The sequence below is a fragment of the Brevibacterium sp. LE-L genome (assembly GCF_050214925.1).
Lineage (GTDB): Bacteria > Actinomycetota > Actinomycetes > Actinomycetales > Brevibacteriaceae > Brevibacterium.
In genome coordinates, this window is record NZ_CP189759.1 from 3,094,741 (window position 1) to 3,109,503 (window position 14,763).

Below are 14,763 nucleotides of genomic sequence, written 5' to 3' on the forward strand. Positions count from 1 at the left end.
TGCGGTGCGCGGCTGGCGAAGTCGCGCACCGCCCTTCTCTCTTCCCGAAACTCGACTGGTGAGATGCAGAAGCAGCACTCCGGATCTCAGTTTGGATCCAGGAGTCGAGACCTGGGTCGGGTTCTGTCTCGGTAACGAGACCAGTTCATTCGCAGCAGAATCTGGTCGGGGCTTCGTCGCCTGACACACGGACTGGCTCTCAGGCTTCCAGTGTCACGCGTTGCAGGCGCAGGCTGTTGTAGACGACGAACACCGACGACATTGCCATCGCCGCTGCCGAGATCAATGGGTTCAGCAGTCCGAACATCGCGATCGGAATAGCTAAGACGTTGTAACCGAACGCCCAGACGAGGTTCCCACGGATCGTACGCAGGGTCTTCCTGGAGAGCATGATCGCTTCGGCAATCGCCCCAAGATCGTCACGGACGATAATGATATCGGCCGACTTCATCGCGATGTCCGAGCCGGTGACGACAGCGATGCCAAGGTCAGCCGCAGCCAAGGCTGAGGCATCGTTGATCCCGTCGCCGACCATCGCCACACGGTGGCCCGACTCCTGCAATGCGGACACAACGTCTGCTTTATCATTCGGCATAACCTCAGCAATAACCTCATCGGTACCGATGCTCTCTGCTGTTGTCTCCGCCGGTCCGCGACTGTCGCCGGTGAGCAGGACGGTGCGCAGACCAAGCGCCTGCAACTGCTCGATACTGGCGGCGGCGTCAGACTTGACCTGGTCGCGTAAAGCCAGAGCCCCGACCGGCGTGCCAGCGTCGATGATGACGATGACGCTGCGCTGCGTTCCCTCTTGGTCGCGGATCCATTCACTGAGCTGTGAATCGAGCTCCAGTCGATCGAGGGCGGCAGCAGCGCTGATGACTGACAATGTCGCCTCGCCAACAAAGCCTTCGATGCCGACGCCGGGCAACACCTGGACATCCTTAACTTCAATCGGTGGTTCCGTCTGTTCGACTGTCACAGCAGCAGTGGCATTGGTTGCCGAGTCGGCGTATTCGAGGATGCCGCGGGCGACTGGGTGCTCCGAGCGGGACTCAAGCGCGGCGATACGGTCCAGCAGGTCTGGCCGGTGGGTCTCGGCGAACCATGTCTGCTCGACTTCAAGTGTTCCGGTGGTCACAGTGCCAGTTTTGTCCAGTATGACCGTGTCGATGTTTCCACTGGCTTCAAGCGCTGTATGACCTTTGACAAGGATGCCTAAACGAGCACCGCGGCCGATGCCGACCATGAGCGCTGTCGGCGTCGCCAATCCGAGTGCACAGGGGCAGGCGATGATGAGCACCGAGATGCCCACACCAATGGCCCGTGAGGGTGAGTATCCGAGTGGAAGCAACCAGACGAGCAGAGTCCCGACTGCTAAGACGAGTACGACGGGGACGAATACTGCAGTGATGCGATCGACCAGACTTTCGACCAAAGCCTTCTGCGACTGTGCTTTCTCCGCCATCGTCGCAATCTGGGACAGCTGCATATCGGCCCCGACGGCCTCGGCCTCAACGAGGATTTGCCCGTTCGTGGCAAAGGACCCTCCAACCGCCCGGCTCCCAGCCCCGACAGGAGTCGGCACCGGTTCGCCAGTAAGGCTGCTCGTATCGAGTTCGGCCTGCCCGTCGATGACTGCTCCGTCCACAGGTACGGTTTCGCCGGGACGGACGAGAACGACATCACCGCGTGTGACCAGTTCAATAGGGGTCTCAGCGTATTCGCCGTCGTCACCGCGGACACGAGCGGTCTTCGGCGCGAGTTCTCCGAGCGCGGCCAGCAGGTCGCCGGCCTTCCGCCGCGATCGCGTCTCGAAGTAGCGGCCAGCCAGCTGGAAAGTAGTCACTCCGGCGGCGACATCGAGGTAGAGAGCGTCCGCACCGTCGGGTACGAGCCCGAAACCCAACCACGCATCGGGTCCGGTGAAGTCAAATGCCGCGGTCACTACGGCCCACCCGAATGCGGCAGTGATGCCCAGGGACACGAGAGTATCCATATTCGCTGTCCGGCCCAGCAGGTTCTTCCACGCCGACCGGTGGAACGGCCACGCCGCCCACGTCACAATCGGCAGGGCAACGGCGATACAGACCCACTCCCAACCGGGGAAGCGCCACGTGTCGACCAAGGCCAGGGCGATGGTGGCGTCCATGAGCGGGACGGTGAGAATCGCGGCGAAGATGAGCCGCCAGCGAAGGGAACTCAATCTCACCTCGGCGGCTCGCTGTGACCATGTGTCGTCGCCGGCCTTGTGGATCTGTGCACCGTAGCCGGCCTTTTTCACCGCCTTCAGTGCATCATCAGGATGATCGAGTCCAGTCACTCGGGCCCGTTCGGTCGCGAAATTCACCCATGCCGTGGCGCCGTCGATCGTGTTCAGCGATTTTTCGACTCGGCGGGCACACGCTGTGCATGTCATCCCGGTGATATCGATATCGATCCCATTGCCGACCTGCTCGAGTAGGTTTGAGGCCTCCGGTCGGACCACGCTGTCACTGCTCATTATATTTCAGCCCTTCCTTTTCAGACCTGCTTGTCGCATCCGCGGCAACAGCGACTCCGTCTCGCTCTGCCAACCGCCGCAGCATGTCGTTATAGGCCGCGAATTCATCGCTTAAGCCAGCGTCCTCATGGCGATCGAAACGCTTGGCATCCCGCTTGTCCTGTCGGGTCCACTGCACGGCGAGGACGATGACCACTCCCAACAGAGGCAACTCTCCCCCGGCCCAGGCGATGCCGCCGGCGAAGTACTGCTCGGCAGCGATATCGAGCCAGGGCAGGTCGAGGGTGCGATAGAAGTTCTGGGCCACAGGGGTGTTCGTCATCATCAGCACGATGCCGAAGAAGGCGTGGAAGGGCATCGCAGCGATGACATAGCCGAGTCTGCCGATGTGCGGAAGCTCGAACGGGAGCTTATCGACGCCGATGACCAGCGAGAAGAACATGTAGCCGACGATGAGGAAGTGCACGTTCATCAGCTGGTGCCCCCAGTGATAGCGAATGAGCTCACCGAACAGCGGACTGAGGTAGAGGGCGTAGTACGAGGCGACGTAGACAACGAAGACGAACAGGGGGTGCAGCAGCAATCGCAGCCCAGGCGAATTGATCACCTGATTCACGCGGGCGTGGACCATGTGTCCGAGCGGACCGGTGCCAGTGGAGGCTCGCAGCAACAACGTGATCGGTCCGGCTCCGACGAGGAAGGAAGGGATGAGCATATTCAACGTCATATGCACAACCATGTGGATACCGAAGTCACCCGGAGAGTATTTACCGATCCCTGACCCCATCAGCACGATGGTCAGCAACCAACCGATCAGCCAGCAGATCGTCCGTAACACCGGCCAGTGATCGCCACGACGTCGCAGTCGTCGCACCCCGAGACAGTATCCGATCATCGCAACGGCAGCAATGGTGGTCAGCAGCAAGTTGATCCGCCAGTGTGTGAGCAGGATTATCGGGTCTGGGGCGGCGTCGAGAGTGTAGCCGAGGAAGACGGCGACGATGCTGTTGGGAGCGAAGTAGTTCGGTGAAGGGATGAAGGTCATGGCTGCTGTCATTGTCACCCATACCGTGACTCCGGCAACGACGCCGAGGCGACCCCACTGGGGGCGCGTCGAGGAGGCTGTCAACATTCCCAGAGCAACGACGAGCAGGCCGATCCAGCGAGTCGTCAGCTGCCAACCTGTGATCGAGTCGGTCAACGCGGTGCCGGCGAGCTTGAACACCGAGATCACGACGTCCGTGCCCCCGATCGAGATCAGACCGGCCCACATGAGTCGGGAGCATGAAAGTTGCGGCATGATTCTTCCGCTCGGGTGCCCTATGTCGAGGAGCACTCCGACCAACAGGAGCCCGAGGACGACTGTCGCTACGGGTGTTTGGATGATCGCCGCGTCCTCTCCGAAGTCATGGTTCGGTCCGACGAGCACCTGTGAGATGACGACCGGGGCAAGGATCGCGATCATCCCTATCCACAAGCTCACAGCGTAGGCAGCCCAGGACTCCGACAGGATGGAGACCGAGAAGACTGTGAACGCCGCTGCGAAGACGATCAACCACGCCGCTGGGTAGAAGGTGCCGGTCAAGGCAAACCACAATTGTTCCGGGCTGTCGAGGCCTGTCAAAGACACCCCGGTGGTGTTGAGTCCGTCGACGACAATGAGCAGGAGCACCGCCGTGGCCCAGACCCCGCTGCAGGCCCGCACCAGGGCCTGAGCGGTGGCAGTCGTTCGTGTCCGTCCCAATTGGGCGGTTCGCGGGGTGAAAATGAGCACGGCGGCAAGCGAGCCGAGTGAAAGGACCGAGAAAACTTCGTGAAACGAACGCAACACCGCATCGAGCACAACGACGGCAGTGCCGGGAAACTCACGAGCGATCGAAGTATATGATTCTGTGCCCGCACCGATCACGGTGGCAATCGTGACCGTTGTCGCGATGACAACGATCACGGGCACCACCACGAAAGGAGTGGCTCTTATTGCTGTGTGGCCCTTCTCCGCTTCGGCAGGGGACCGTGGCGACTGCTTCTTCATTCTACGTATCATTGTAGTAGATGATGTGAAATGCGAATCTCAGGTGCCACTGCCGGAAGCACCAACTCCACCATCCGTGTACCTGGCCGTGGATCCAACGGAGCGCTTGACGACACGATGGTGTCATAAGAGCGGCCTTGCCACCTGCCACCACAACGACCGTATCGAACGAGTCTGCGCCTCCGTTGGTCCACATATTGTAGAGTTAGAGTGGAGGTGCTCATGGTAGGAAAACGGACTCGGGGTCCCGGCGAGCTCGAGGCAGAAGTCATGCGGGTCCTTCGCTCACGCCCAGAGGGCCTCAGCGCCAAGGAAATCCAGCATCTGGCCAGTGGCCATCCGCCGGCGTATACAACGGTAATGACGGCACTAGATCGACTTGAGAAAAAGGCCCAGGTAGTTCGCATCGTCGTTTCGGAACGGAAGGTGCGTTTCCGGGCAGCATACTCAGAAGATGAGCATGTGGGCCTGACGATGTTCTCCGCTCTCGAGGAGGCCAGCGATCGCGAATCAGCCCTGTTGCGTTTCGCAGGCAACCTCGACTCCAGGGACGCTGAACTGTTGCGCAACGCAATTGCCGGTCCTCGACCACGAAAGCGTAAATAGCCTGTGCTGTGGGTGTGCGGATGCGTACTCGGGGCAGGTTTCCTGCTCTTTGCGACGCCCTCTGTCCTGGCTTTGAGCCCATGGCAGATTCGGTTTCCCCGTTTGGCGATGACCCTATGGTGGTCTGCTGTGGGTACTGGATGTGCTTTGGCGCTGGGATCGGTGATCGCGATCGTAGCAATCGGCCTCGAGGCCTCGCCTGCGTTGACGCCAGCGCAGCAGCTCATTTTCACCCTCATCTCGTGGTTGAGCCTCGCAATAGTGGGGGCCGTGGCTGCGTTGGTGTCTGATTCCACGGAACCGTTGATCAGCTCCCACCGTGACACAGTCAGAAGGATTGTTCCTGTGGCAAAATCACGTGAAGACCGAGGGCAGTTCATTCTCGTGCGATTCGAATCATCCGAAGTCCTGGCTTTCGCCGTTCCCGGGCGCCCGGACGAGATCATGATCTCGACTGCTTTGGAAGAAGCTCTCACCACAGTTCAGCTGCGTGCCGTCATCGCCCATGAATGCGCTCACCTTCGGTACAGGCACGGCTGGGCAGTACGAATCGCTGAGATCAATGCTGCGTGCCTGCCTCAGTTCCTCTCCGCCGGGCCGGAATTGCGCCGAGCGACGAAGCTGCTCATCGAGTTGATTGCCGATGATGCTGCAGCAAAGCAAGTTGGTGCAGCAAATCTTGGCAACGCTCTCGTTCGCCACTCCCACCTGACAGGTGACACCTCGATGGAGCTGCGTGCCGAACGAATGACGCTACGGCGGTGGCCAACTAGATTCCACCGTACCGTCCCCGAACCGGTCAGGGTCTGAGTCCGAACCCGAAAACCGGAGAGCCCAGGCCACCAGCCCAAAAGTCAGTTGATGCGGACAGGAACGAGGGCGATTGGCTGCTCGAATCTCGAGACACGTGCACTGACCTGGACCTCCCAGTCGCCGCTCGTCGGCAGAGTCAGCTGAGCCGTGTACTTACCGGTCTCCGAATCGAACATGGGCGTTGTGCTCAACGGTCCAAGCTGTTGCTCGGGCAGTCGAGCAGAGACCTCGACGTCATCGCTCGAGACTGGTTCACCGTTATAGGTGAGATCGAATGTGAAAGTGTTTGCTCCTGTGGCCCCCGGATCCACCTGCCCGTCGATGACAAGCCCCTGGGATTCAGCCCCGAACGAGATTTCAGAGGCCACCGACTCTTGCTGAGTCTGGTCTTGATGTTGATGATCTGGGGAGGAATTGGAGAGGAACCCGGTGACCGAGATCACCGCGATTAGCAGAGCGGCTTCGTAACTGAGTGTTTGACACAGATGCCCCCATCGTTCATACGATCGTGGTTCGGTAGCGATGGACGGCAGGATGCGTTTTCGGTTCCAGGCCGCCACGGTGATGATCGCTGCCACAATGATGAGTTTGATCAGCAGAGTGCGTCCGTAGCCCGTTGTGATGACCTTGTTGGGCTCGCTGAAAATGAGGACGGCCATGAGCGTTCCACTGGCGGCCAATAGGATCACGCTATAGAGCGCGAACCGAGAGAACCGCTCCACCACCGCAAGCGCTGCATCAACGTCGCTGGTGATCCCGGGCCGGTGCGGGCTCATCGACCTGAGAGTCAGGACCAGTCCGAGAACCCCTCCGACCCAGAAGGATCCGGCAAGCAGATGCCCGATGTCGGCGGCGCTCATGAGCCAGATGGGTTCCATCGTCTGGGAGTGGCCAACGAGCACCGGTGAGGCGACTGTGACAGCTGCGACGATGACGGCCGCGCGTGGTGCGACTCTTGAGCGTCTGCGTCGGCCGAACAATAGCAGTGCCAAGGACCCGGCCAACAACACAACGGCCGCTAAGATCGTCGGTGCTACCCGGATCCCTAAGACCCATGAACTCAGATCCACAATCGAAGTCAGAGCCTGACCAGTAATGCGCAGAGCCGAAACGGGAATCAGCAGGAACGATGCCATCACACCCAGGCCGATGCCCCAGCGGGCAACCCGACGGGTCGTGCGATCGGGGCGAGCGGGTGAACGGCGGACCATCGCGTCAAAGAACAGCAATCCGGCAAAGGTGAGCAGACCGAGGTACTGCATCACAGTCAGAATAATGACTGCCGTTTCCGTCGACGTTGGTGTGGAGTCGGCATCGGGGGTCGTCGGTGCCGGGGCCGAGTCGGATTCCTCGCCGATGTGGAAAGTCACCGCGCCGCCGACGGGATGACCATCAGCTGACACAATGCGATACGTAAGGGAATAGGTGCCATCGGGCAGCTCCTGAGGAAGGTCGACAATGACCGAGTGATCACGGGTCTGTGCCTCCAGAGTCTGAACGTCGCCGCTGCTGGGAAAGAGACGAATCGCACCGTCGATGAGTTCGACCGGTTCGTTAAAGCGCAGTTCGGCCGAGTCCGGCACCGCGTCCAGGACCTCGTCCTCAGCTGGCGAGGTTTCAAGCAGAGCAGCATGGGCAGACGCCGGGTCGGCCGACGTCGACAAGGCCAGTACACCCCCACAGAGGAACGCGATCAATGCGCGTACAAGCACTGCCCATGATCGCTGCCGGCTGCTGTGAACGTTCGAACTCATGCCTTCTTACGACCCCTGGCCACAGCGATGATCGCGACGACCAGTCCCAGCGACCCGATGACCAAAGAAGTGATCACCAGAGGAGTCTGCCTACCACTGCTGCCTGCCGCACCCGCCTCTACCCCCGACTCACCGGCGGGGTCATCAGCGCCGGGCTTGGTGACCGTGAGCTGCGGAGCCGGCGCCTCGAGCTCATCTGCATCCTGTCCCTCGGCGGGAGTCTGAACCCACGCGGTCTCACCCTCCTCGCAAGTTTGCACTGTGGGGAAGTCCAGTGTCTTTCCCGCCGCGTCGTCAGGAAGTTTGAGAGAGAGTTCGAAGGTGTCACGCTGGTCATCAGGCAAAGGGGTCTTGGCCTTGTAGACGACTTCGGATGTTCGTTCGCTCACTTCATTGCCGTGGCTGTCCTTGATCGGAGTATCGAGCTTCTCGTTCTTCACGTCCACTGAATAGTAGGGATTGCGAGTGGGGGTGACCGCATCGATGCCCTCAGGCACCTGGATGGCCACCTTGTCCGTCGCCGAGCCATCGCAACCATGCGGAACACTAAACGTCAGCACCGAGTACGCGCCGGCCTCAGTCGTGTCCGCCTCCACCGTCACATGCGCACTCGCTACGCTTGCCCCGCTGAAGGTGAGTGCAAGAGCCCCAGCTGCTGCCGCCGCCCCCATCACCAGTGGCCGTTTGACTCGAGAGAGCATCGATTTGTCCATGTTGGTTGTCGTCATTGTTCTTCTCCTTTTGTTTTCCCGCTCCTGTTTTGGCGCGAGCTCATACGACAAGCATCGGCAGGCACATCGCTGCCATGCCCAGGTTCATGAGAGTTTGGGCACCGGATGCCCTCGCCTCCGCGCCGCTGCGTCGATCGCCGCGCAGATTTTCCATGCAATCGACGAGGCAGATCATCGCAGCGACAATTAATCCCCCGGTCAGGACTACCCCGCTGATCGCGATCGGCAACGACAGGGACGAATGATCGTGACCCGGGGCCGATGGGCCCATACCCGCCATAGATACCACCATCCAGACCATGGTCAGCATCATCACTACATGCATGACCAGGTGCCAGGGATTGTGCCCATGCGCGTACCAGCGAGGCATCCGGCGCAAACTCTGTGCGAGGAGCATGAGCACGAACCATCCCGCAGCGACGGTGAAAAACACAACCTGCGGAGCGCTGGGAAGACCCGACCACCACGGCCAAGCCATAGCCATCATGACCACTGACATCGCAAGATGCAGACCATGGCCGACTGACTGCAATGGACGCCGGCGATCGATGACCATTCGGATAGTCGAGTCGAGCCCGAGAACGAGGAACACAACGGTGAAACACCACTGCGTTACCGGATCACCGAACACTGCCGCTCCTGCCTATATCTACATCACGTAGTAGTCACATTAACGGCAAACGCCCGAACACTCAAACTACATCGTGTAGAGATAACGGGGCGATCCAGACGTGGACCACTGTGACCGCCAGAGACACCGGGGTCAGGTGGACGATCGGAAGAGCCTCTTGCGATGGGCATCAACCGACGGCCTCGAGATCCAGCGACTATTCACTCGTGGTTGTGCAGTGTCACGACGGGTTCCAGGTGATGGTTTCGGCCACAGCGAAGACTCGGAAGAAGCGTTTGGGAGCCGCAAGAGATCATTATCCCTTCCGCTGACAACTATTCCCGGTCAGACAGGAGCTGTTCCACAGATAAAAGACTGACAAGGTGTTCGCGGGAAGACGGAGTCTCGGAGCCGACCAAACCCTCAGCAGCCCCGCTGAACAGGGTCAAGTCCCTTTTCGTGGTGTTCTTTCCTAGTTCCTTTGACTTGGTAGTAAGCAGTGGGGACCAGCGTCGGATCACGCGGTCAGTGGCATCACCACCCCGACAGGATCGGCGCTGGAATCTCCGTTGAGCACGGTGATGAGTTTGCGCATCGAGATCTCCGACAAATAGCGTCGTTCACCGTACTGCCACTCCTCGTGCTGCTCTTGTAACACGGCCCCGATCAGCCTCGTCACCGACTCCCGGTTCGGAAAGATCTGGACCACATCAGCACGACGTTTGATCTCTCGGTTCAACCGCTCGATCGGGTTGTTCTGGATCGCCCCGGGTGTGGTGGAGGGCTTGATCCAACCGAGAGGATAGGAACATGCCCGCACCAAGTAAGTACCCTGCAGAAGTCCGAGACCGCGCCGTGCGCATGGTCAACGAGAAGCTGACCGACGATCCGGTCCTGGCCGTGAGCACCGCGTGTCGGCTGGTCGGTGAACAGATCGGAATCAACAAAAACACCCTCCGCAATTGGGTGAAGCACAATCATGTTGATTCTGGAAAGACGCCGGGAATGACGACTGACGACAAGCAACGCATCACAGATCTGGAAAAGGAAATCCGAGAACTGCGCCGGGCGAATGAGATCTTGCGGAAAGCGAGTGCGTATTTTGCCCAGGCGGAGCTCGACCGCCGCTGACGGATATCGATGGTTTCATCGATGACAATCGTGACGAATTCGGAGTCGAGCCGATCTGCCGTGTCCTTTCCGGTACCGGGGTGCAGATCGCTGCGAGTTCATATTACGCCAGAAAGTCTCGACCGGTCTCGGCACGGAAACAAACTGACGCCGTGTGGGATGAACGGATTCAGAAAGTGCATGCGAAGAATCGAGGATTATTCGGAGCACGGAAAATGTGGGTCATGCTCCGCCGGCTCTATCCAGACGAGCCGATCGCCAGGTGCACAGTCGAACGACGCATGCGCGCCCTGGGTCTGGCAGGGGTGAGCAATGCCCGGTCGGCGACTACGACATGGCAGTCCAAGACCGCCTCGTACCCGAGCGACCTTGTGTGCCGGGACTTCACCGCCGATGCTCCAGATACCCGCTGGGTCGCTGACATTACGTATGTTTCGACGTGGAGTGGTTTCGCCTATGTCGCGTTCGTCATGGATTTGTTTTCCCGCATGATTGTCGGGTGGCGAGTCGATACGACGCTGCGGACCGATTTGGCGCTGGATGCCCTGGAGCACGCCTTATGGGAAAGGAGACGAAAGAACCGTAATATCAATCAGCTAATTCACCATTCAGACAAGGGAAGCCAGTATGTTTCTCTTGCTTACACAGAGCGACTACGTGAAGCCGGGATAGAAGCCTCGGTCGGCTCGACGGGTGATTCTTATGATAATGCCGCAGCTGAAGCGTTAAACAAACTATTTAAGAAAGAGGTGGTGTGGCGCGAAGGTCCGTGGACTGGTCGCGATGCTGTGGAATTCGCGACTTTGGAGTGGGTGCATTGGTATAACAACACCCGCCCGCATTCGTACTGTAAAGACCTTGCTCCAGTGCAGTTCGAGGATCACTACTATACTGAAATCAGTCGGCCAGAGGTGGCTGGCGTACCGTCAAGAGCTCTCCACTGAACTCGGGGCGATCCACTTTGTTAACCTCGATTTTTCATGGGTAGCTGGTTGCCCATGATTCCGGCTCCGTTGCCGCGTACCGACACTGATTCTGCCATTCGAGCATGACACGACCACCGTGTGTCGCCACGGCCCTGCGGGGATCCAACCCCAGCCCTTTCCTCAACTCGAACGAACACTGCCACCACGGCTCTATCCTGGGGCTGGCCGCGGCAGACTCCGCAACCGGTCGAGACCAGCAACGATGACCCCGGCCCAACGGGCAGTCGCCTTCATATGCACCACGGCCCGCCTGGCTGTCCTCGCGATCGTCGCCGGGACCGCGTAGACGTGCATCCGCAGCTTCTTTGGTTCCCACCGGCGGATCTCGTGGGTCGGAAACGCCAGCAACGACTTCCACGCCTCGATCTCTCCAGCCAAAGCGACAACAGCTAACCAGATCTGGTTCTGATCGAATCCCTTCAGCGGGAAGTTGCGTAACCCGGAGTCCTTGGCGATGCGGATCCGATCCTCACAACGAGCCCTGGATCGGTGGCGGACTTCCAGGTCCGCCAACTGCCCGCTCTTCGTGTTCGTGACGAACGCGGTGACCCGGTACCCGTCGACATCATCAAAGCGCAACTGTGCACCCGGATGAGGACGCTCACGGCGGACAATGACTCGCATTCCTTCCGGCCAGTCGGCCAGGTCGAGCACCCCTGTCAACTCGGCCACATCAGCACCCTCGCGGGGATCGCCGTTGGTGTCATAGGCCGGCTCCCAAGCACCGAGTTCCGACAGTTGCCGATACAGTTCGGGAGTGTTGCCGGGAAGCCTCCAGCCCACCGAGTACGACAGACGTCGCTTCGTGAGGAACTCAACGAAGTCATGGGTGCCACCAGCGGTGTCGGTACGGATGAGGACGCTCTTACCCGGACGAGGATTGCTGCCGGGTAATTGGTCGAGGATGAGTTTGACCAACTTGATGTGATCAGCAGCGGTGTTCGATCCCGCGTTGCCAGGACGCAGCAACTGGGCCACAGGCTCACCGGTGCCACAGTCGCCGTGGTCGATGAAGGCGAGCAAGGGATGAAATCCAAATCCTTTCTTGTAGGTGGGTTTCGCGTTTTCTTTCTCGCTGTGTGAGGTGACGAGACTGGCATCGATGTCGATGATCAACGGATCCTGAGCAACGGCGTCGTGGTTCGGTGTGTGTGATCAACTTTAAGTAGGCCGGTTCAGCTCCAGAATCCAGCCAGTACAGCGGCTGGATTCCAGCCATAACAGCCCGTCTCTGCTTCTGTGCGCCACTCCCAGAAAACACAAAGTCATGGGCGTGGCCACTCTCATCGATTAGGTTCCCAAACGAACACCCCGATCCCGTTGCAGCAGGATCGAACCGGGGTGTCAGAAGGGAACCAGAAAGACCATGACCACACCCATGACTACCATCGAAAATATCAGGCGCCTCGACGCCGAAGGAAGATCCGGACGCCAGATCGCCACCGATCTGGGCATCGATCGTGAAACCGTCGCGAAATACCTCAACCAAGACGACTTCTCTCCGCAACCACCAGCCCCGACCCGTCAGGCCGGTGCTGCCGTCCTGGCAGGACTGACCCACATCATCGAACAGTGGCTGACCGACGATGCCCGCCGTCCCCGTAAACAGCGCCACACATCCAAACGGGTCTACGACAGACTCGTCGCCGAACACGACTATCAAGGCTCCTACTCACCCGTGCAGCGCTTCATCAAGGACTACAAGACCATGCACCGGGCCCGCAGTCAGGGCTTCTTCGAACTCGAATGGGCACCCGGACACGCGCAAGTCGATTTCGGTCAGGCCGAAGCGATCGTCGACGGCATCCGTGAAGTCCTCCACCTGCTGGTCATTACGTTCCCGTTTTCGAATATGCGTTTCGCTCAGACCTTCCGCGGAGAAACCAGCGAATGCATCGGCCAGGGCCTGGCCACGATCTTTCACCACATCAATACCGTGCCCGTCGAACTCATCCTCGATAACGCCACCGGTGCTGGCAGACGCTGTGGCACGATTATCACCGAAGCCAGACTCTTCGCCGCGTTCAAAGCCCACTATCGGACTACCGCCCGCTACTGCAGCCCCTATTCGGGGCATGAGAAAGGCAACGTCGAAAACGCTGTCGGATTCATCCGCCGCAACTTCATGGTCCCCGAACCCACCGCGGTCTCCCTGGCCGGTTTCAACACGGACCTGCTGGCCTACTGCGACGGACTCGGCTCCGAGGATCACTGGAAGAAGGGCCAGAAGATCCAGGACCTGTTCGCCCACGACATCGCCGCGGGACTCGCGTTGCCCGGGATCGCCTTCGACCCGGTCCGCTACGAATCGCGTAAGGCCGATAAGACCGGCACCATCGTCATCGATGGTCATTCCTACCTCGCCGGCCCCGACTACCACAACAGGCTGCTCACCGTCGCGATCCGTCACGATGCCATCAGCATCCTCAACGAACGATCTCAACCTGTCATCGGCTTCGACCGCGCCTGGGGCCAGCCGGGGCCGACCGTGTTCACTCCCGATACGCTTCTGGCCGCGTTGATGACCAAACCCGGAGCCTGGTCGAACTCACCAATCCGTGCCCAGGTGTCCGACCCTGTCCGTGACTGGGCCGATGCTGCCGATAGTCGGGCTCGTTCCGAGTTCTTCGGCCGTCTCGATGCCAGTGCCCAAGCCACGTCTTGGAACACCGCCGTCGAGGCTGCTGACAGGCTCATCCGACTCGGCGATGACCCCACCGGCCCAGGACTGCCGATGCTGGCCAGACGCCTGTGTCAAGGCAGCGAACCACCAGCATCGAACGTCGATTTAAGCCTCTATGACCGTTTCACCACTACTCGGCAGGAACAACCAGCATGACCATCACGACCACAGACGTCATCGACGCGGGACGACACACCGGCATCAGCCATACCGTCGTCGCCGAAGCCGCCGCCAAAGCAACTCCGAAACAACGACAACTCCTCCACGACCTCTTCACCGCCGAACACGCCTCCCGAGCCCATCAGCGCCGCACCCGGCTACTCAAAGCCGCGAAACTGCCCACCCTGAAAACCCTCGACGGGTATGACTGGACAAACATCAAGTTCCCCACCGACTACGGCCGCACTCGACTGACCGACCTCGAGTTCCTGACCACTGGTTCCGACCTCGTCTTCTACGGCGACGTCGGATGCGGGAAAACGCATCTGGCGATCGCTTTAGCCGCTCACGCCTGTCACCGGGGAATACCCGCCAGATTCTTCACCACCGCCAGCCTCGTCACACATCTACGCCGAGCAGCCGATCAAGGACGACTCGATAAGGAACTGGCCCTGCTGGGTAAGAACAAACTGCTCATCATCGACGAGTTCGGATATCTGCCCATCGATACCGAAGGCGCCAGGCTCCTCTTCCAGGTCATCGCCGACGCCTACGAGAAACGCAGCCTCATCCTGACCACGAACCTCGAGTTCGCCCGGTGGGGAACCGTGTTCGGCGACGACAACATGGCCGCAGCAATCATCGATCGCATCGTCCACCACGGCAGACTCCTCCACTTCACCGGCCAGTCCTACCGCGTCAAGAACGCACTCATGAGATGACCCCACCACCAGACACCGAAAGGTGGATCGCCCCGA

At 59.8% G+C, this 14,763-nt stretch carries 10 protein-coding genes, 2 pseudogenes and 1 other annotated feature; of the genes and pseudogenes, 5 read left to right on the forward strand and 7 right to left on the reverse strand.

Annotated elements, in window-relative coordinates; all coding sequences use genetic code 11:
* Positions 1-199 precede the first annotated feature (199 nt).
* Complete coding sequence (locus ACQE2J_RS14035; RefSeq protein ID WP_135542691.1) at positions 200-2,500, reverse strand: heavy metal translocating P-type ATPase; 2,301 nt, start codon at positions 2,498-2,500, stop codon at positions 200-202.
* Complete coding sequence (locus ACQE2J_RS14040; RefSeq protein WP_426936503.1) at positions 2,490-4,532, reverse strand: cytochrome c oxidase assembly protein; 2,043 nt, start codon at positions 4,530-4,532, stop codon at positions 2,490-2,492. The genes ACQE2J_RS14035 and ACQE2J_RS14040 overlap by 11 nt, the downstream gene beginning before the upstream one ends.
* A 222-nt stretch (positions 4,533-4,754) precedes the next feature.
* Here ACQE2J_RS14040 and ACQE2J_RS14045 point away from each other — a divergent pair, with 222 nt between their 5' ends.
* Positions 4,755-5,138, forward strand: a complete 384-nt coding sequence (locus tag ACQE2J_RS14045; RefSeq protein ID WP_135542707.1) for a BlaI/MecI/CopY family transcriptional regulator — start codon at positions 4,755-4,757, stop codon at positions 5,136-5,138.
* Positions 5,139-5,246: 108 nt separating this feature from the next.
* The gene (locus ACQE2J_RS14050) at positions 5,247-5,948 is read left to right on the forward strand and encodes a M56 family metallopeptidase (RefSeq protein WP_346763102.1); all 702 of its coding nucleotides are present in this window, start codon (positions 5,247-5,249) and stop codon (positions 5,946-5,948) included.
* 44 nt (positions 5,949-5,992) lie between these two features.
* Here the strand turns inward: ACQE2J_RS14050 and ACQE2J_RS14055 are convergent, their stop codons facing one another.
* The 4 genes and pseudogenes from ACQE2J_RS14055 to ACQE2J_RS14070 all read right to left on the reverse strand — a co-directional run.
* On the reverse strand, positions 5,993-7,705 hold the full coding sequence (locus ACQE2J_RS14055) for a copper resistance CopC/CopD family protein (RefSeq protein WP_135542697.1): 1,713 nt from the start codon (positions 7,703-7,705) through the stop codon (positions 5,993-5,995).
* Complete coding sequence (locus ACQE2J_RS14060) at positions 7,702-8,433, reverse strand: YcnI family protein (protein ID WP_135542699.1); 732 nt, start codon at positions 8,431-8,433, stop codon at positions 7,702-7,704. The genes ACQE2J_RS14055 and ACQE2J_RS14060 overlap by 4 nt, the downstream gene beginning before the upstream one ends.
* A 43-nt stretch (positions 8,434-8,476) precedes the next feature.
* Positions 8,477-9,067, reverse strand: coding sequence for a DUF5134 domain-containing protein (locus tag ACQE2J_RS14065; protein WP_426936504.1), 591 nt, complete (start codon positions 9,065-9,067; stop codon positions 8,477-8,479).
* Between the two features lie 496 nt (positions 9,068-9,563).
* Positions 9,564-9,803: pseudogene (locus ACQE2J_RS14070) on the reverse strand (transposase); the annotation flags it as partial.
* A gap of 53 nt (positions 9,804-9,856) precedes the next feature.
* Here ACQE2J_RS14070 and ACQE2J_RS14075 point away from each other — a divergent pair.
* Positions 9,857-11,121, forward strand: a protein-coding gene (locus ACQE2J_RS14075) for an IS3 family transposase (RefSeq protein WP_135542703.1) whose coding sequence is annotated in 2 segments (ribosomal slippage) — positions 9,857-10,148 and positions 10,148-11,121 — 1,266 coding nt in all. Because the reading frame shifts where the segments join, the coding sequence is not laid out codon by codon here.
* Positions 10,141-10,272: a sequence feature (AL1L pseudoknot), on the forward strand. Its footprint overlaps the gene before it by 132 nt.
* A gap of 192 nt (positions 11,122-11,313) precedes the next feature.
* Here the strand turns inward: ACQE2J_RS14075 and ACQE2J_RS14080 are convergent.
* A pseudogene (locus ACQE2J_RS14080) lies at positions 11,314-12,315 on the reverse strand (IS1380 family transposase); the annotation flags it as partial.
* Positions 12,316-12,541: 226 nt separating this feature from the next.
* Here ACQE2J_RS14080 and istA point away from each other — a divergent pair.
* On the forward strand, positions 12,542-14,002 hold the full coding sequence (gene istA, locus ACQE2J_RS14085) for an IS21 family transposase (RefSeq protein WP_426936505.1): 1,461 nt from the start codon (positions 12,542-12,544) through the stop codon (positions 14,000-14,002).
* The gene (istB, locus tag ACQE2J_RS14090) at positions 13,999-14,727 is read left to right on the forward strand and encodes an IS21-like element helper ATPase IstB (RefSeq protein WP_135542789.1); all 729 of its coding nucleotides are present in this window, start codon (positions 13,999-14,001) and stop codon (positions 14,725-14,727) included. The genes istA and istB overlap by 4 nt, the downstream gene beginning before the upstream one ends.
* The last annotated feature ends 36 nt before the right edge of the window (positions 14,728-14,763 follow it).

What these genes read in the sequence shown, in the direction of transcription:
- istB (WP_135542789.1), top strand. Translation starts at nt 13,999, where the DNA reads ATGACCATCACGACCACAGACGTCATCGACGCGGGACGACACACCGGC.
- ACQE2J_RS14040 (WP_426936503.1), bottom strand. Translation starts at nt 4,532, where the DNA reads ATGAAGAAGCAGTCGCCACGGTCCCCTGCCGAAGCGGAGAAGGGCCAC.
- ACQE2J_RS14055 (WP_135542697.1), bottom strand. Translation starts at nt 7,705, where the DNA reads ATGAGTTCGAACGTTCACAGCAGCCGGCAGCGATCATGGGCAGTGCTT.
- ACQE2J_RS14060 (WP_135542699.1), bottom strand. Translation starts at nt 8,433, where the DNA reads ATGACGACAACCAACATGGACAAATCGATGCTCTCTCGAGTCAAACGG.
- ACQE2J_RS14035 (WP_135542691.1), bottom strand. Translation starts at nt 2,500, where the DNA reads ATGAGCAGTGACAGCGTGGTCCGACCGGAGGCCTCAAACCTACTCGAG.
- ACQE2J_RS14045 (WP_135542707.1), top strand. Translation starts at nt 4,755, where the DNA reads ATGGTAGGAAAACGGACTCGGGGTCCCGGCGAGCTCGAGGCAGAAGTC.
- ACQE2J_RS14050 (WP_346763102.1), top strand. Translation starts at nt 5,247, where the DNA reads ATGACCCTATGGTGGTCTGCTGTGGGTACTGGATGTGCTTTGGCGCTG.
- istA (WP_426936505.1), top strand. Translation starts at nt 12,542, where the DNA reads ATGACTACCATCGAAAATATCAGGCGCCTCGACGCCGAAGGAAGATCC.